The organism is Providencia sp. PROV032, from assembly GCF_028484875.1.
Taxonomy (GTDB): domain Bacteria; phylum Pseudomonadota; class Gammaproteobacteria; order Enterobacterales; family Enterobacteriaceae; genus Providencia; species Providencia rettgeri_E.
The window spans coordinates 52,443-69,084 of record NZ_JAMPSX010000003.1; the positions used below are offsets into that span (position 1 = coordinate 52,443).

Genomic DNA, 16,642 nt, shown 5'->3' on the forward strand with positions numbered 1-16,642 from the left:
TAGCGGATATTTTTCTTTTTAGTTTGCACTTCGTTATGTTATAACATTTTTTTGATAAAACAATTTAGCTGACTGAATGATGCGATTTTTTCCTTTTTATTTTTTATTTCTGTTTATCGTTGCTCCACACGCAGCGGCACACCCTCATAGTTTTATTGAGATGCAAATTTCCCTTGAAAGTAAACAAGATAAATATTCAGGGATTAGCTATGTTTGGAAAATGGACCCAATGACATCAGCGGATATCGCATATGAATTAAAAGGCATCAAACCGGATGACCCGCGTTGGAAACAGCAAGAAGCTATTATTATGGCGAATGTGTTGATGCAGGATTATTTCACTGACTTTTATTATCAAGGAAAGAAAGTCAGCTTTAAACGTATTCCTGATAGCTATCATTTAGAAAAAGAAGGCTTTTCTTTAGTTTTTTTCTTTAGCGCTTCCTTTATGCAGCCCTTGCCTATTGCAGGTTCCCATGTAGAAATTCAAACTTACGACCCAACGTTCTACGTCAGCATGACTTACCCAAATAAACAGCAAATTCACCTGCCTTTGGATATTGCCGCAAATTGCCAGATGGAACTACAAGAAGCAAATGTCACCGACTCAATGCGCACCTACGCTTTCTCTTTAGACAAAAGTGATAGCCCAGAAGAAGATTTGGCACTTGGCAAACAGTTTGCACAACGGGTTGATATTCAATGTCCATAATGCCTTTACGTACGCAAAGACTAATAATTACTGCGCTGTTTATGGGGCTTATTACCTATGCCGCTTGGCAGCTATACACCCACTGGGGATCATGGTTACAACTTAGCCTAGCTTGGCAAAAACAGTTAAACCAAGGGCTATCTTACCTATTACAAGAAACCACCTCTCGCCCATGGTATGCAGGCGGGTTACTGGTGGTTGCTAGTTTTGCGTATGGTTTTTTACATGCACTTGGCCCGGGACATGGCAAATTAATTATCACTACTTATATTGCCACCCAAGCGACTCATTTAAAACAGAGTGTTATCATTAGTTTATTAGCTTCGCTCTTACAAGGACTTGTTGCGATCACTTTAGTTTCCTTAGTCCTGATCCTATTCCAACTCTCTACTAAGCATCTCAACCAAGCCAGTTTATATGCAGAGCAAACCAGTTATCTATTTGTCATTTTGCTGGGTAGCTATTTATGCATCTCCGCTATACGTCGTGTCTGGCTAATACGCAAATCAAATCATTTGGCATCACTCACAATAAAAAGCATTCAGCCATTGAATTCAGCAAGTAAGGCAATAATTAAAACTCAGCCCCATAATGTCTCGCACAACTGTAACTGTGGTCATCAGCACGTTATCCAATCCCATCAATTACAATCTAGTTTTAAAAGCAAGTTATTGATTATCCTATCGATGGGGATCCGTCCTTGCTCTGGAGCAATTCTTGTCTTGCTGTTTTCTTATGTCATTGAAGTATATGCATGGGGAGTTATCGCAGCCTTAGCGATGGCAATGGGGACAGCATTAACTATTTGTTTAATTGCTCTTTTTGTTCATTTAATGCGTGATAATGCGGTTCGCGTATCACGCTTAAAAGGAAAGTCACTTTCCCCTTATTGGGCAATCACACTAAAAATTTTGGCGGGTATTTTATTCGTTTTGATGGGGATTCTGATGCTACAAAGTATTGGCTTAGAACAATCGGTTTCCCCACTGTTGCGGTAAACCATTAAAAAAGGGAGGGCTCCCCCTCCCAGGCATTTGCCGAAGTCACGGTGCAGTAACACACCGTTTTATGCGCAATGTCAACTGCTTACTACTTATTACAACGTCCAATTTTATTGCCAACTACCAGATGGCTAATGATGAAGCTATGCAGGTCCTCATCACTCACCATCCTTACTACTTCATTTAACCAATTAACTCAATACGAGCTGGTAAGCCTTGGCGTACCGATGCCCCCGAAACCCAATCTAACCACGTGTTTGCAACTTCACGTGTCGGGTCAGCGAACCCAAGGTCGTTTAAGTTAATTCCTGAGCCATTTGCCGCATTCATTGGCATTGGCTGGCCATCAAGGTAATGCTGCTTCGCCCCCATCTCTGTGTGCCCATAGCCATGCTCAATTGCTAGCACACCCGGCATTACGCCATCAAGCACGCTCACTTGGGCTTCAGCATGGCCACCCGGTGTGGTGATGCGGATCCAATCTCCATGTTTTACCCCCATTCTCGCTGCATCATCAGGGTGGATAGCAACTAGATTGGTCGGTTTCACATGGCGTAAACGTTCAATAACAGTCGTTGAGCTGCTCATGACGTGGGATTTAAATGACATCAGTTTCAGCGGCCACTCTTTTTCTGGGAATACCGCATTCACATCATCCCCATTCGCCATACGAGGCGGGTAATACGTCGGGCAACCGCTATAACGTTCACCGGTTATGGCATGGCGATTAACGGCCACCGTTGGGTTCCATATTTGTAGGCCTTTTTTCCACTGAGGGCCTGTTGCATCGCCATCCCATGCTTTTTCATAAGGTGCAAAACGGCCACCGCGTGTGAAAATATAGGCAACACGACGCACTTCTTCCGGTTTTAAAGTCCGCGTAATAGCCGGTAAAATGCGCTCCACGCCACTGATTTGGATATCTTCTGTTGCGGCTTCAGGGACTGGTTTTTCCCCTAACCATGCCATATTGGCAGCCACTCTTAAGTAATAGTCTTCCGCTGTATTGAGTGAATGCATGTTGCCATCCATGTCCTCAATCACGTTATCGCCAAAGCCGGGTAAATTAAGTTCTTTCGCTACAGCGATACAGAAACTTTCCATCGAAACTGGCTGGCCATCCGCAGTTTTCGCTGTACGTGACTCCACAATTGGCCAACGTGCCGTACTGGCTTTAACCTGCACACCAGACCAAGGTGCGCTGAACCCCCAACTCTCGAAGTTATGGGTATCTGGCACAATATAATCGGCTAATGCCGTGGTTTCATTCATAAAGGCATCAATACCAATAATCAACGGTAAATGTTTTGGGTCTTTCAGTTTTTCTTCCATCACCTGACGAATACCAGCAATACCGTATACAGGGTTAGTCATATTGGTGATCCACGCTTTCAGTGCGTAGGGGTATCCCATCAAGGCAGATGCTAGTTGCTCGGTCAGTTGACCTTTAGCAAACGGGTACCAAGGCGCTTTTGCTGGATATGGGTTTTCTCCTGCTGCTTGGCGCGCTTTGAATTCATCGGACTTTTCATACACTTCATTACTGCGCGATAACACCACACCTTTAGGTTTCACTTTACCTTTATAGCTGGCAATTTTATAACGTGGCCCATCGTTTTCCCCGTTGAATTTACCGCCACCAACAGAGACACCGCCTTTTAAGTTTAAGTTACCAATCAAGGCGTTAAGCATGATAACTGACCATGCGGTGTAGAAACCATTACCGCCCATCATACCGCCATGGGAGATAACCGCAGCTTTTCTATCGTAAGAAGTTAATGCTTTACCGAGTGATTCAATAGTTTTTACTGGAACATGGCAACGCTGGCTGTACTCTTCCAACGTCATACGGTTTGCCGCTTCTTTTAAACACTGGAAGCTGGATTTTACGGTCACTTCACTGCCATCGTGCAAGGTCACTTGGCGTGTCACAAACAGCTCAGCTGTAGGGGCTTCATCCGCCAGTTTTAACTCACCCGCAGCATCTTGCACTAAATAGGCTTTCTCATTGTCACCTTCCCCTGTCATATAAGAAGAAATTAACAATTTGCCAGCTAATGGATGGTTATCATCCGTAATCACTAAATGGGTTGAGTTAGTCCAGCTTTTCTCCCCCGCTGCTTCCATGGATTTTTCACTTGGCACGCTGAGGTATTTTGCATTGTAACGTTCGTTTTCGATGATCCAACGGATCATCCCCATCACTAGCGCGGCATCAGTGCCCGGTTGTACAGGGACCCAGTGACCGTGGTCATTCGCTAAAGTCGTTGTTAATGGTAATGCAGGTGAAACCACCACATAATTAAATGAATCGCGTAAACGCGCTGTCGCTAACTGTCGGCCTTGGCGCTTAAATGGGTTACCTGATTGCGCAGGCGATGTGCCGAGGAATAGCGCGAAACGAACATTATCCCAATCGGGTTTAACGTGGGCATTTTTGTCTAAATCATCCATTAATGCACCGGAACCCGCACGGTAAGCCAGTCCACAATAAGAACCGTGGGCACCGAAGTTTTTACTGCCAAAGGCATTTTGGGCAAAGCGGCGGATAAAACCATCACGGCCGTCATCACCTGCGTTGGTCACTAATAATTGGTTAGCTTTTGGCCCCAATTTAGGTTGAGACGGGTCTAAAGGCGTTTCTAAGTCACGAATTGCCCGTAAGCCATCCACATGCCCCTCGCCAAATAAATCGCCCCCTTCAACCACTTCTTTAATTAATTGTTCAAAGCTGATGCGCTCCCATTTGCCTTCTCCACGTTTACCCACACGTTTCATCGGCTCAAGAATACGCAATGGGCTTGTTAAGCCTTCCATTAACGTCGCACCGCGAGCACAGGCAGTAGAGCGGTGCTCAAGGCCTGACTCCCCGCTCATTTTATTAAATGCGGTTTTCAGCGGCATACCATAAGGAAAATGCTCTTCATGAGAAAGTGGGTGATAAGGGTTCCCCGCGATACGCAACACTTCATTTTTTGCTGTATCGACGCGAGCACGAATACCACACTGAGTCCAACAACCAAAACACTGGGTCATCGCAACCACTTGTTCTGGGTTTTCTTGCCAACCTTTCAGTGCCTGTCCTTCAGGGCGTAACGAGTTACCATTGATGCGATCAAGAGTGACTTTACCTGACGTACCATTAACCAGACCATCGACTGCACGTTTGGCAACATCACGGTAGCTTGCACCAAATAATGCGATACCACCGACAACCAAACCACCTTTAAGCCATTGACGTCTTGAGAATTTAGCCATGTTGCACTCTCCTCGCAAACCAGCGAACACCTTCACGAACAATAATTGTTAACGCAATCCATAAACCGAATGTACCGACGATAGCTAGTAGTCCGTCAGTTCCCAATGGGAAATGGTATGGGTTGGCGATAATGTTATATTTTGGAACCGCCTGAACTTCCATCAAGAAAATCCAACGTAACGTCCAAGCAAAAGCCATTGAAACTAAGGCTAAAACAGTGATATATGGGATGGAGCGAGTCACTTTTAAATTACTGACGGACATCGCAAAAGTGATTACCCACAATGCACAAACGCCCATCAGCATCCACCACCCAGGGCTTGCAGTATCTAACTGTTGGCGTACAGCAATACCTGAGGTGGTATCACCTGAGAGCCATAGCGCAAAACACACAGCGAATAGCAATAATGTCACCACTTGGAAGCGAGCTAAGCGGTTTTGATATTGAGGTTCACGGCGTGCACCTAGACTAATCAAAGCAGGTAAGACTTGCAGAGCACTCAGGAACATCAATACTGGGATCCACCAGCTATACCAAATTGGACGTGCATTTAACACTGAAGCTTCACGGCCGGTATATAACAATAGGCCGATGGCTGAAAGTGCGGCTAGCAAGGCAACCCAACGCGTTGCTTTGAATTCTTTTTTCCAAATCAGTTTCACCACTAATGCAACAAAATATAAACCAATAAATGTGGTGAATAATGGTAGCAACACAGAACCCCACCACATCCAAGACCATATTGTTGGATGTGCGTAGAAATGCCATACCCTTGCGGTTTGATGTAAATCTGCGGTTAATGCTAACGGTGCAGTGATACCCATCGTGATAGCAATAAATACAGCAATCATCTCTAAGCGGCTGTTTTCAGGTTTGTTTCTCCAATGAAGATAGCAAGCGTACAGTACCGCACAAGACGCAATTCCAATGAAGAAGAAATATTGTACCGCCCAAGGAAGCCAGAAGAACTCTTGTGGCTGAGCCATAATTTCTGAAATATAAGTCACTTGGCCATTCATCAGAACACCTCCTGCCATAATGCGGGCTGCCCTTTGCCTTGCAGCGGCTGAACGAATGCATCATCTAAACCAATATAGAAAACTTGTGGTAAGGTGCCACTTTCCGGTTTGAGTACTTTGATTTCAGCCTCGTGCTCCGTCAGCATTTTACGAATTGTACTGTTAGGATCTTTTAAATCCCCAATAATACGTGCGCCACCCACACAGGATTCAACACAAGCTGGCAATAAGCCCACTTCTAAGCGGTGAGCGCAGAATGTGCATTTATCCGCAGTTTGGGTAGAGTGGTTGATAAAACGCGCATCGTATGGACAGGCTTGCACACAATAAGCACAGCCAACACAGCGTTCGTTATCAACGACAACAATGCCGTCTTCCCGCTGGAAAGTCGCTTGAACTGGACACACCGGAACACAAGGCGGGTTATCACAGTGGTTACATAAACGGGGTAACAACACATTAGTGAACCCTTCTTCGCCTTTCACTGCGACTTGATATTGATTCACTGTCGTTCTAAATTGACCTTGTGGCGTTTGGTTTTCAACCGAGCAGCTTACTGTGCATGACTGACAACCGATACAGCGGCGCAAATCAATCAACATTCCATAACGTTTTTCTGGGTTGCCTTCTCGGCGTGTTGGGGAAAAATTGAGCCCTGCTTCTGCAATGGGAATTAATGATGCCCCTGCAGTTACGGCTCCAATTTGTTGTAGAAATTTTCGTTTACTCAGATCCATAATTGGCTCCAGTATTGACATTGCTAATGCGAAAATAAAAGTTATTAATCAATATGTTATTTGTATTACATGCGTTATTGACAATGGGTACAGTCTCGTTAAGATAACCATTGAAATTGTTATTTCTCTTTAAACCAGTTGGGTTACCTTGATAGAACTTGTAGTGCCATTGTAAGAAGAGTGGAGCCACTGCCCTATTGTGGTTTACCACATACCCGTAGCTAAATTGATCTAACGCAACGAATAACTCAAATATGTTAAAAAAATCGTCTAGGCCGTTGTATCACATACTGTTAATCATGCTACTGACGTGGTCTTTGCCGGCAATTTCGGCCCAGTGGACTATTGGGGTATTAGCCTTACGCGGCCCAAGCTCTACTCAATCTCATTGGCAGCCTTTGATTGATACACTCAATGAATCAATTCCTGGGGAGCGTTTTACATTACAGCCCCTCAATTTAGATGAGATGAAAGAGGCGATTTCCAATCGTAAGATTGATTTTTTGCTGACGAACCCTGCCCAATTTATTCAGTTAGATAACCGCTATCATTTACGTTGGTTGCTCTCCCTTCGCTCAGACGTGGAGCCCAACAGCACAACGCGTAATGTTATTGGCAGCTTAATATTAGTTCGTAAAGATAGTGATATTTCAGACGTTAAAAACCTAATAGGCAAAAAAGTCGGAGCAATTTCACCTGATGCTTTTGGTGGCTATTTGTTAGGTTACAAAGTGTTAAGGGATATGGGATACGACGCAGCCAAAGACTTTAAAATGCAATTTTTAGGCTTCCCTGCAGATGCATTATTATACGCTCTGCGTGATGATTCATTATCCGCTGCTATAGTTCCTGTCTGTTTATTAGAAAACATGCATAGCGAAGGGTTGATTGATAAAACACAATTTCTCCCATTAATTCAACATCCAAGCTCTCTCTCTTGTTTAACTAGCACAGAACTGTATCCAAATTGGTCTTTTGCCGCCTTAAGCGAAGTTCCAGACAATTTGGTCGACAAAGTGACCAAAACATTATTATCAACAGATAACGCTGCTATGCGTTGGGGAGCTCCAGCATCGGTGACTCAAGTCGAAACCTTGCTCAGAGACGTTAACCAACATCCACAACAGCGCCAGATTTGGCAGGATATCGTCAGTTGGACGATTCAAAACCAAATCACTATCAGCCTTGTCGCCTTATTTTTCGTTTTACTGGGTATTAACCATGTTTGGATTGCCTTTTTGGTCAGGCGCCGCAGCCGCCAATTAGAAGAAGCACATGACCGCTTACGAGAGCAAGAAGCTAATTTACAAAAGGCGCAGCGGTTAAATATTTTGGGGGAAATGGCTTCTGGATTTGCCCATGAATTGAACCAACCGCTGTCTGCAATCCGCCATTATGCCCAAGGGTGTATTCTACGCCTGACTAAAGAGTCTGAAAGCCATCCATTAATTAGCGCATTAACTAAAATCGACGACCAAGCTCAACGTGGGGCCGACATCATTCGTAACTTACGTCTCTGGGCGGGTAAACCGGGCCATGACCCCGCAGTCGCATTAAGCCCACAATCAGTTAAACAGGCTATTAACCATATTTGGCAATTATTGCGCGCAGACCAGCACTACCCCAATTCGAGGTTAATTTTACCTGAAACCCCTGACATCACCCTGATGTTGCCAGACACATTACTTGAGCAATTGCTCTCCAATTTAATCAGTAACAGTTTACAGGCAGGCGCAACCCTACTGCGTTTTGAGTTTCATTTTTCACAGCAGCATTTTTTACTTGTTCTGCAGGATAATGCGGGAGGAATGCCTTCCGAGCAATTAGAGCAAGGTATCACGCCATTTGCTACGACTAAAAAAGAAGGTTTAGGGTTGGGTTTGGTGATCTGCCAGCGTTTGATCCAAAGCCAAGGTGGGGATATTCGTATCGAAAACAACCTGAGTGATGATGGGTTGCGTGGCTTAATGGTGACTCTTATTTTCAATTATCACAATAAAATCGTGGATTAAGCATGTTTTGCCACGTAATTGATAACATTCATATTAACTATATGTGACAATGGCTTCATTACGATAATCAATGCTCATCATATAAAGCACCCTATTTTGTCACCCTCTACACGACGAGGTATATGTATGCCAGTGATCCATCTCGTGGATGATGACCCCGATGTAACGGATGCCTGCCAATTCTTACTTGAAACATTGGGCTATAGCGTCACTGTTTGGAATGATAGTGAAATATTTATCCAAAATGCAGCACTACACCAAGAGGGGGTGGTGTTATTGGATATGCGAATGCCAAAGTTAGATGGCCGGCAAGTTCACCAATACCTTAGAGAGCAGCAAAGCACATTAGCCGTGATATTTTTGTCTGGCCATGGCGATATCCCAATGGCGGTGGAACAAGTGAAACTCGGTGCTGTCGATTTTCTACAAAAACCTATAGATAGCCATCTGCTTGCCAAAACATTAAAACAAGCTCAATCACAAACCACCAAAGCCACTGAAAGGTATTTACTTCAGCAGCGCTACGAAACACTCACTCCTCGAGAAAAAGATATCTGTGGTTATGTGTTGCAAGGCTTAATTAACCGTGAAATTGCTGAGGCGGCCTGTGTTTCTGTGCGTACTGTTGAAGTTCATCGGTCCCGAGTCATGGAAAAAATGGCAGTTCGTAACTTAGCTGAGTTAATGAGCACCATGCAGGCAATTAACGCTTTAAACGAATAATTTGATATAGTTTAAGCATGCCTTTTATTAATTTATGACTAATATATTCGGATAACAATGATACTAGCTCCAAAATTTCAAAAACGGTTTCTCCACCCTCGTTACTGGCTAACTTGGCTAGGTATTGGCGTATTATATCTTCTTGTATTATTGCCTTATCCTGTCATTTATTGGATGGGAACGCGTTTAGGGTTATTTTCCAAGCGCTTTTTGAAAAAGCGAGTGAAAGTCGCAGAGCGCAATTTGCAATTATGTTTTCCAGACATGAGCGAGCAAGAGCGGCAACGCTGTGTCGACAAAAACTTTGAATCTGTTGGGATGGGCTTATTTGAAACGGGCATGGCTTGGTTTTGGCCTGATTGGCGCGTTCGTCGTTGGGTCAACGTCATTGGGGAAGAAAATGCGGCTGCTGCCCGACAAACAGGTAGAGGCATTATTGCCCTCGGCGTTCACTTTTTGACCTTGGAAATTGGTGCGCGTGCCTTTGGCATGTTAAACCCGGGGATCGGTGTATATCGCGCCAATGATAATGACCTGCTTGATTGGCTACAAACCCGTGGGCGGTTACGCTCCAACAAATATATGTTGGATCGCAAAGATATGAAAGGCATGGTGCGCGACTTAAAAAATGGGGAAATTTTGTGGTATGCCCCAGATCATGACTACGGCCCTCGCAATAGTACATTTGCACCGTTATTTGCTGTAGAAAATGCGGCCACGACCAATGGTTCACAAATTATTTTGCGTCTTGCTTCTCCTTTAGTGGTGCCCTTTACCCCAAGGCGCTTGCCTAACGGTAAAGGTTATGAATTAATCATTCAACCTGCCATTGATGATTTCCCAATTGAAGATAATGTAGCTACCGCAACCATGATGAACCAAATTATCGAAAAAGAGATCCTCAGAGCACCAGAACAATATATGTGGCTACATCGTCGTTTTAAAACACGTCCTGACGGCGAGCCTTCGCTATACGGGGATTTAGACAAAATCCATCATTAATTATTAACGTAATCAGATAAATTATGGCGTGATTTTTCAACTGTTTTTTTATGATGCTTTTCTTGCTGTTTTTCATACTGTTTTCCCTAAATAATCTGGTCTACAGCTAGGCGGCAAAATGAAGATATCCCGAGAAGCATACATAAACATGGGACTTGGAGAGCTGAATGAAGCCAACACTGCTGTAGAACTGAATATAACGGGAAAATTATGACGGGAAAAACAGAGTATTGGAAACGTAACCTATACGTCGTGTGGTTTGGCTGTTTTTTAACAGGCGCCGCCTTTAGCCTGATCATGCCTTTTCTCCCTCTCTATATTGAAGAACTTGGCGTCAAAGACCATGCTTCTCTGAATTTATGGACTGGCGCCGTTTTTAGTATCACTTTCTTATTTTCTGCTATTGCCGCTCCTTTTTGGGGACGATTATCCGATCGCAAGGGTCGAAAATTAATGCTATTGCGATCCGCGCTAGGTATGGCGATTGTCATGGTGTTAATTGGCTTTGCGCAGAATATTTGGCAATTATTAGCCTTAAGAGCCATATTAGGTTTATTGGGCGGTTTTGTTCCTAATGCTAACGCGCTGATTGCCACTCAAGTTCCCGTGAAAAAAAGTGGTTGGGCTATGGGGGTTCTTGCAACTGGTGCGGTCAGTGGCGCTCTTATTGGCCCACTCATTGGCGGTTTTCTTGCTGACCAATATGGCTTACGCCCCGTCTTTTTTATTACCGCAACAGTACTGTTTATCTGCTTTTTTGTCACACTTTTTTATGTCAGAGAACGCTTTACACCGGTTTCGCGCAAAGATGCATTAACGAGCAAACAAGTTTTTGCCTCTTTACGTAATAAAAATTTAGTCATCAGCCTCTTTTTTACCACCATGATTATTCAAGCTGCAATGGGCTCAATCAACCCTGTCATCACGCTTTATGTACGTGACTTATCCGTTTCCCTCGAAAACTTAGCATTTGTCAGTGGTGTGATAGCCTCCATTCCTGGTGTGGCAGCTTTAATCAGTGCGCCCATGTTAGGTAAACTCAGTGACCGAATAGGCCCTGAAAAAGTGTTACTTGCCGTTCTCGGCGCGTCTATTTTTGTGTTATTTCCAATGGGGCTAGTCAGTAGCTATTGGGAGTTAGGCTTTCTCCGGTTTATGCTTGGAGCCCTAAATGCGGCCTTATTACCGGCAGTGCAAACGTTAATTATCTATAATATTTCCCACCAAGTAACCGGACGTATTTTCAGCTATAACCAAGCATTACGAGACGTTGGAAACGTGACAGGACCATTAATGGGTTCTTTTGTCGCCGCAACTTATGGCTTTAGGGCCGTATTCTTTTTCACTGCAGCATTAGTTCTCTTCAACTTAATCTATTCGTGGCTAGTCATCCGGCGTCAATCTGATGGATTGCGAGCCACCCCTACCGACCAATAAACGTCTTGCTATTTTTTACACAAAAACCTGATGGTTTATAGGCTTTATTGTCTCACCTTGTCTAAAATCCAAATATAACAACCATAATTAATTGATTTAAAACAACTTAATCGATTCAAAACTCTTTCTTTTATTGTCAACTAAAATCCTGTATCTTCCCCTAGCTTATCGTGAGAAATGAGAGTGATATCGACTTTTCACCTTAAAAATACACCTTTTACAATAAATTCATTCTGTATATGGGTGATTCTATAATAATGTATGTTAAAAATATGTTTCATATATTCATGTTAACATATCAATAACAATTGACACTCGAGCGCACGGCTTGGTGTTTTATATCATGCACAACCTCTCAAGAGAGTATTTATGGGAGTTCACAGATGAATAATTCTGCGACTAAAACAAAAACTTTTTTTGGGCATCCATACCCATTGAGTTCACTTTTCCTCACAGAAATGTGGGAACGTTTCTCTTTTTACGGAGTTAGGCCGTTACTTATCCTATTTATGAGTGCGGCATTATTACAAGGCGGGATGGAATTACCTATTGAGCAAGCTTCCGCTATTGTTGGTATTTTTGCGGGCGGGGTTTATATCACCTCATTACCCGGCGGTTGGTTAGCCGATAACTGGTTAGGCCAACGTCGCGCTGTTTGGTATGGCTCATTAATCATTGCTTTTGGGCATTTGTCTATCGCAATGTCTGCGTTTTTATCAAATACTTTCTTTTTCGTTGGATTATTACTCATCGTATTGGGTACAGGGCTATTTAAAACCTGTATTACCGTGATGGTAGGAACCCTGTATAAGAAAGAAGATACACGTCGTGATGGCGGTTTCTCTCTGTTCTATATGGGAATTAACATGGGGTCATTTATTGCCCCGTTAATTATTGGTCCACTTCATGAAAAGTATGGTTGGCATTTAGGTTTTGGCCTTGGTGGCTTAGGCATGTTAATTGCGCTGTTAATCTTCCGTTTTTACGCCATTCCTCAAATGCGTCGCTATGATAAAGAAGTTGGCCTTGATTCCACTTGGAACCGTCCAACAGTTGAGCGTAAAAACGTGGGGAAATGGGTGACCTTTGCCATGGTGTTATTAGCCATACTGGTTGTCTTGATTGATAATGGTACGATCCCATTTAATGCCTCAATAATCGCGAAAAGCTCTGCTTATGTTATCTCGACCTGTGTGGGCATCTATTTCTTATTTATGTTCTTCCTTGGTGGCTTAACCAGCAGTGAACGTTCTCGATTACTAGCTTGCTTAATTTTACTGGTTGCAGCCGCCTTTTTCTGGTCAGCCTTTGAGCAAAAGCCCACTTCATTTAATATCTTTGCTCGTGACTATACTGACCGTCAAATGGGTAGTTTTGAAATCCCAACCATTTGGTTCCAATCAATCAATGCGCTGTTCATTATATTGTTAGCGCCAGTATTTAGCTGGTTCTGGCCTTCGCTGGCTAAACGTAATATGAACCCGAGCAGTATGACCAAGTTCGTCATCGGTATTTTATTTGCTGCGGGTGGCTTTGCCATCATGATGGTTGCCGCAAATCAAGTATTGGCAACGCAAAGTGGCGTATCTCCGTTTTGGCTAGTGGGCAGTATTTTGCTACTGACATTAGGGGAGCTGTGCTTAAGCCCTATCGGGTTAGCAACAATGACCTTACTTGCGCCACAAAAAATGCGCGGCCAAGTGATGGGCTTATGGTTCTGTGCGAGCGCATTGGGTAACCTTGCAGCGGGCATCATGGGTGGGAACATCCGTAAAGACCAATTAGATTCCATGCCTGAGCTTTTCTCTCACGTCTCTATTGCGCTGGTTATCTGCGCTATTGTATTGGCAGCGTTGATTATCCCTGTTAGAAAAATGCTTAAAAATGCAGATAAAAATGAAGCAAGTGCTTAATAACGGTCATTAATTGACCTCTATCCGGTAGCAGTTCACTCGCTACCGGACCTCCCCTGCATCATTATCCCCCTAATAATTTGCTTATTATATTTCATAGAATAGGCGCTATACTGCTCTCTCACCGTCCCATAATAACTTTAGGAAATCATTCAATGAGCCTATCCGCCCCTATTTACTATGTTGATGCCTTCACTGATACCCTTTTTCGCGGTAATCCTGCAGCGGTTGTATTACTCGATAACTGGCTACCAGATGAACAGCTCATTGCCATTGCCGCAGAAGTGAATTTATCAGAAACCGCATTTTTAGTCGGTCGTCATATCCGATGGTTCACCCCTAAAGTTGAAGTAAAACTGTGTGGTCATGCAACACTTGCCGCAGCCTTTGTGTTAAATCATGTGCGCCAACAAGATATTCATCCTTTAATATTTAACTCTCTATCTGGTGAGCTAGTTGTGACGCAAAATGGCCCAGGATTTACTCTAGATTTCCCAATATTAGGATCCGTACAAAGCGACCCAAACCAGTACCCACAACTCGCCGACATCCTTGGCGTTAAAATCAAAGAGCTTTGGATAGCGAAAGACCGTTACCTGTGTTTTCTTGAAAGTGCACAGCACGTTCAAGACTGTCAGCCGGACATGTTAAAACTTTCGCAGCTTTCTCTGCCTGGATTAGCAATTACAGCAGAAAGTGCTAATGGCGATTGTGACTTTGTTTCTCGCTATTTTGCTCCTGCAAAAGGGGTAGATGAAGACCCTGTAACAGGTACCTCACATTGTGCTATTGCACCAATTTGGGCAGACCGGCTGAATAAATTGCAGTTAGTTGGCCAACAAATTTCATCACGCGGAGGGGTAGTTCAATGTGATCTGACCGCTGAACGAATAAAGTTAACAGGTAAAGCCGTCTTATTTCTAACAGGTGAAATCCACATTTAACCTTACAAATCAAATTAGTATAAAAAATCATTTTTTTCTCTGCCTCCTCCTCTATCTAAATACTACTAGCGCTATTATTTTTCTTGAAAATAGTGGCGCCTATTTTATATCCCCAAAAAAAATATTTAACATTTCATTAAATATTTTAATTTCAAAGCAATTTGGTTTACAATTATAATTATTATTAAAGATATAATTACAATTATAAATATTTCTAATTGAAGCTTTGGTCAATTGTTAGAAACTCATTCGATATAAGGAACTTAATAAGATGGCTATTACTAGAAGAAAATTTTTGATTGGTGGTGGTGTTGTTGCCGTTGCCGCAGGGGCCGGAATTTTAACTCCAATGTTAACGCGTGAAGGCCGTTTCGTGCCTGGCAAACCGCGACATGGTTTTGTGGAAGGAACTGAAGGTTCTCTACCGCAACAAGCTGACGTCGTTGTTATTGGTGCTGGAATTTTGGGGATCATGACCGCAATTGAACTAGTTGGACGCGGTTTAGATGTTGTTATTGTTGAAAAAGGTAATATCGCAGGCGAACAATCATCCCGCTTCTACGGCCAAGTTATCACGTATAAAATGCCAGATGAAACTTTCTTACTACACCACTTAGGGAAACAGCGTTGGAGAGAGATGAACGCGAAAGTTGGTGCAGATACCAGCTATCGTACTCAAGGCCGCGTTGAAGTGCCATTCGATGAAGAAGATCTTGTCAATGTTAGAGAGTGGATTGATACTCGCAGTAAAAACGTCGGTTCAGATATTCCGTTCAAAACACGTATTATCGAAGGTGCTGAGCTCAATCAACGTTTGAATGGTGCACAATCTAAATGGACTATCGCTGGTTTTGAAGAAGACTCTGGTAGCTTAGATGCTGAAATTGCAACCTTTGTTATGGCTGATTACGCGAAAAAATTAGGTATAAAAATTTATACTAACTGTGCAGCTAGAGGCTTAGAAACCCAAGCAGGTGTCATTTCTGATGTCGTCACCGAGAAAGGGGCTATTAAGACTTCGCGTGTTGTTGTCGCTGGTGGCGTATGGTCAAGGCTGTTTATGCAAAACTTAGGTGTTGATGTCCCAACACTACCCGCTTATCAATCTCAACAACTGATCACCGGGTCACCGACTGCACCGGGGGGTAACGTTGCCTTACCTGGCAATATTTTCTTCCGTGAACAAGCTGACGGCACCTACGCAACATCTCCACGTGTAATTGTTGCCCCTGTTGTTAAAGATTCCTTCGTTTATGGTTATAAATACATTCCATTGCTGTCTATGCCTGATTTCCCTGTGCATATTTCATTAAATGAGCAGTTAATTAATTCATTTACTGAACCAACCAGCTGGAAATTGGACGAAATTTCACCATTCGAAAAACACCGAAATATGACGGCACTGCCTGATTTACCTGAGTTGAATGCATCATTTGAGAAACTAAAAACTGAATTCCCTGCATTTAAGGATTCTAAACTCATTGACCAATGGAGTGGTGCAATGGCCATCGCACCAGATGAGCATCCAATTATTTCTCAAGTTAATGAATATCCGGGTCTTGTCATTAATACCGCGACAGGTTGGGGAATGACTGAAAGCCCAGTTTCTTCTGAACTTACCGCTGACTTGTTACTGGGTAAAGAGCCATCATTGAATGTTAAACCATTTAGCCTGTACAGATTCAGCTAAATTGGCTTGAAATATTTACCCACAAAAACCCTTCATATTGAAGGGTTTTTTATTACTTATAGTGGCTTTATTTCTCATCATTCGAAACTTAAATCAAATTAAGTAGTTATGAGTAAATGACTATTGGCAATTGCTATTTCACTATTAAGTACTACGATTTCCACTGAAAAAGTTATACCGTAAAGCAATTAA

At 43.1% G+C, this 16,642-nt stretch carries 12 protein-coding genes; 9 read left to right on the forward strand and 3 right to left on the reverse strand.

Annotated elements, in window-relative coordinates; all coding sequences use genetic code 11:
* Positions 1-76 precede the first annotated feature (76 nt).
* Together PSF42_RS01685 and PSF42_RS01690 are read left to right on the forward strand one after the other, a co-directional pair.
* On the forward strand, positions 77-712 hold the full coding sequence (locus PSF42_RS01685) for a DUF1007 family protein (RefSeq protein ID WP_272679343.1): 636 nt from the start codon (positions 77-79) through the stop codon (positions 710-712).
* Positions 703-1,710, forward strand: coding sequence for a nickel/cobalt transporter (locus PSF42_RS01690; protein ID WP_272679344.1), 1,008 nt, complete (start codon positions 703-705; stop codon positions 1,708-1,710). Before PSF42_RS01685 ends, PSF42_RS01690 begins: the two co-directional genes overlap by 10 nt.
* A gap of 186 nt (positions 1,711-1,896) precedes the next feature.
* Here PSF42_RS01690 and ttrA read toward each other — a convergent pair whose 3' ends face one another.
* Genes ttrA through ttrB form a run of 3 tightly spaced genes read right to left on the reverse strand, consistent with a single transcriptional unit; the run spans position 1,897 to position 6,729 of the window.
* Entirely contained in the window at positions 1,897-4,971 is a 3,075-nt protein-coding gene (gene ttrA, locus PSF42_RS01695) for a tetrathionate reductase subunit TtrA (protein WP_272679345.1), read from the reverse strand.
* Positions 4,964-6,010 carry a tetrathionate reductase subunit TtrC gene (gene ttrC / locus PSF42_RS01700; RefSeq protein WP_125890770.1) on the reverse strand — a complete coding sequence of 349 codons (1,047 nt, stop codon included), beginning with the start codon at positions 6,008-6,010 and terminating at the stop codon, positions 4,964-4,966. The genes ttrA and ttrC overlap by 8 nt, the downstream gene beginning before the upstream one ends.
* Positions 5,992-6,729 carry a tetrathionate reductase subunit TtrB gene (gene ttrB, locus PSF42_RS01705; RefSeq protein ID WP_036957869.1) on the reverse strand — a complete coding sequence of 246 codons (738 nt, stop codon included), beginning with the start codon at positions 6,727-6,729 and terminating at the stop codon, positions 5,992-5,994. Before ttrB ends, ttrC begins: the two co-directional genes overlap by 19 nt.
* Positions 6,730-6,983: 254 nt before the next feature.
* Between ttrB and ttrS the strand changes: the two genes are divergently transcribed.
* From ttrS to PSF42_RS01740, 7 genes are all read left to right on the forward strand, one after another.
* Positions 6,984-8,741 carry a tetrathionate respiration histidine kinase TtrS gene (gene ttrS, locus PSF42_RS01710; RefSeq protein WP_272679346.1) on the forward strand — a complete coding sequence of 586 codons (1,758 nt, stop codon included), beginning with the start codon at positions 6,984-6,986 and terminating at the stop codon, positions 8,739-8,741.
* A gap of 126 nt (positions 8,742-8,867) precedes the next feature.
* Positions 8,868-9,464 carry a tetrathionate respiration response regulator TtrR gene (gene ttrR, locus PSF42_RS01715; RefSeq protein ID WP_272679347.1) on the forward strand — a complete coding sequence of 199 codons (597 nt, stop codon included), beginning with the start codon at positions 8,868-8,870 and terminating at the stop codon, positions 9,462-9,464.
* Positions 9,465-9,521: 57 nt separating this feature from the next.
* Positions 9,522-10,466, forward strand: a complete 945-nt coding sequence (locus PSF42_RS01720; RefSeq protein ID WP_125890767.1) for a Kdo(2)-lipid IV(A) acyltransferase — start codon at positions 9,522-9,524, stop codon at positions 10,464-10,466.
* Positions 10,467-10,676: 210 nt separating this feature from the next.
* Positions 10,677-11,903, forward strand: a complete 1,227-nt coding sequence (gene mdtG, locus PSF42_RS01725) for a multidrug efflux MFS transporter MdtG (protein WP_272679348.1) — start codon at positions 10,677-10,679, stop codon at positions 11,901-11,903.
* Positions 11,904-12,286: 383 nt separating this feature from the next.
* Positions 12,287-13,816: a peptide MFS transporter gene (locus PSF42_RS01730; RefSeq protein WP_213914106.1), complete on the forward strand. Its 1,530-nt coding sequence runs from the start codon at positions 12,287-12,289 to the stop codon at positions 13,814-13,816.
* 155 nt (positions 13,817-13,971) lie between these two features.
* Complete coding sequence (locus PSF42_RS01735) at positions 13,972-14,760, forward strand: PhzF family phenazine biosynthesis protein (RefSeq protein WP_248468129.1); 789 nt, start codon at positions 13,972-13,974, stop codon at positions 14,758-14,760.
* A 271-nt stretch (positions 14,761-15,031) separates the two neighbouring features.
* Positions 15,032-16,450, forward strand: coding sequence for an NAD(P)/FAD-dependent oxidoreductase (locus PSF42_RS01740; protein ID WP_125890763.1), 1,419 nt, complete (start codon positions 15,032-15,034; stop codon positions 16,448-16,450).
* Positions 16,451-16,642: the final 192 nt, after the last annotated feature.

Excerpts from the sequence above, each read along its gene's own strand:
- ttrS (WP_272679346.1), top strand. The coding sequence starts at position 6,984 with ATGTTAAAAAAATCGTCTAGGCCGTTGTATCACATACTGTTAATCATG.
- PSF42_RS01740 (WP_125890763.1), top strand. The coding sequence starts at position 15,032 with ATGGCTATTACTAGAAGAAAATTTTTGATTGGTGGTGGTGTTGTTGCC.
- PSF42_RS01730 (WP_213914106.1), top strand. The coding sequence starts at position 12,287 with ATGAATAATTCTGCGACTAAAACAAAAACTTTTTTTGGGCATCCATAC.
- ttrB (WP_036957869.1), bottom strand. The coding sequence starts at position 6,729 with ATGGATCTGAGTAAACGAAAATTTCTACAACAAATTGGAGCCGTAACT.
- ttrR (WP_272679347.1), top strand. The coding sequence starts at position 8,868 with ATGCCAGTGATCCATCTCGTGGATGATGACCCCGATGTAACGGATGCC.
- ttrC (WP_125890770.1), bottom strand. The coding sequence starts at position 6,010 with ATGGCAGGAGGTGTTCTGATGAATGGCCAAGTGACTTATATTTCAGAA.
- ttrA (WP_272679345.1), bottom strand. The coding sequence starts at position 4,971 with ATGGCTAAATTCTCAAGACGTCAATGGCTTAAAGGTGGTTTGGTTGTC.
- PSF42_RS01720 (WP_125890767.1), top strand. The coding sequence starts at position 9,522 with ATGATACTAGCTCCAAAATTTCAAAAACGGTTTCTCCACCCTCGTTAC.
- mdtG (WP_272679348.1), top strand. The coding sequence starts at position 10,677 with ATGACGGGAAAAACAGAGTATTGGAAACGTAACCTATACGTCGTGTGG.
- PSF42_RS01735 (WP_248468129.1), top strand. The coding sequence starts at position 13,972 with ATGAGCCTATCCGCCCCTATTTACTATGTTGATGCCTTCACTGATACC.
- PSF42_RS01690 (WP_272679344.1), top strand. The coding sequence starts at position 703 with ATGTCCATAATGCCTTTACGTACGCAAAGACTAATAATTACTGCGCTG.
- PSF42_RS01685 (WP_272679343.1), top strand. The coding sequence starts at position 77 with ATGATGCGATTTTTTCCTTTTTATTTTTTATTTCTGTTTATCGTTGCT.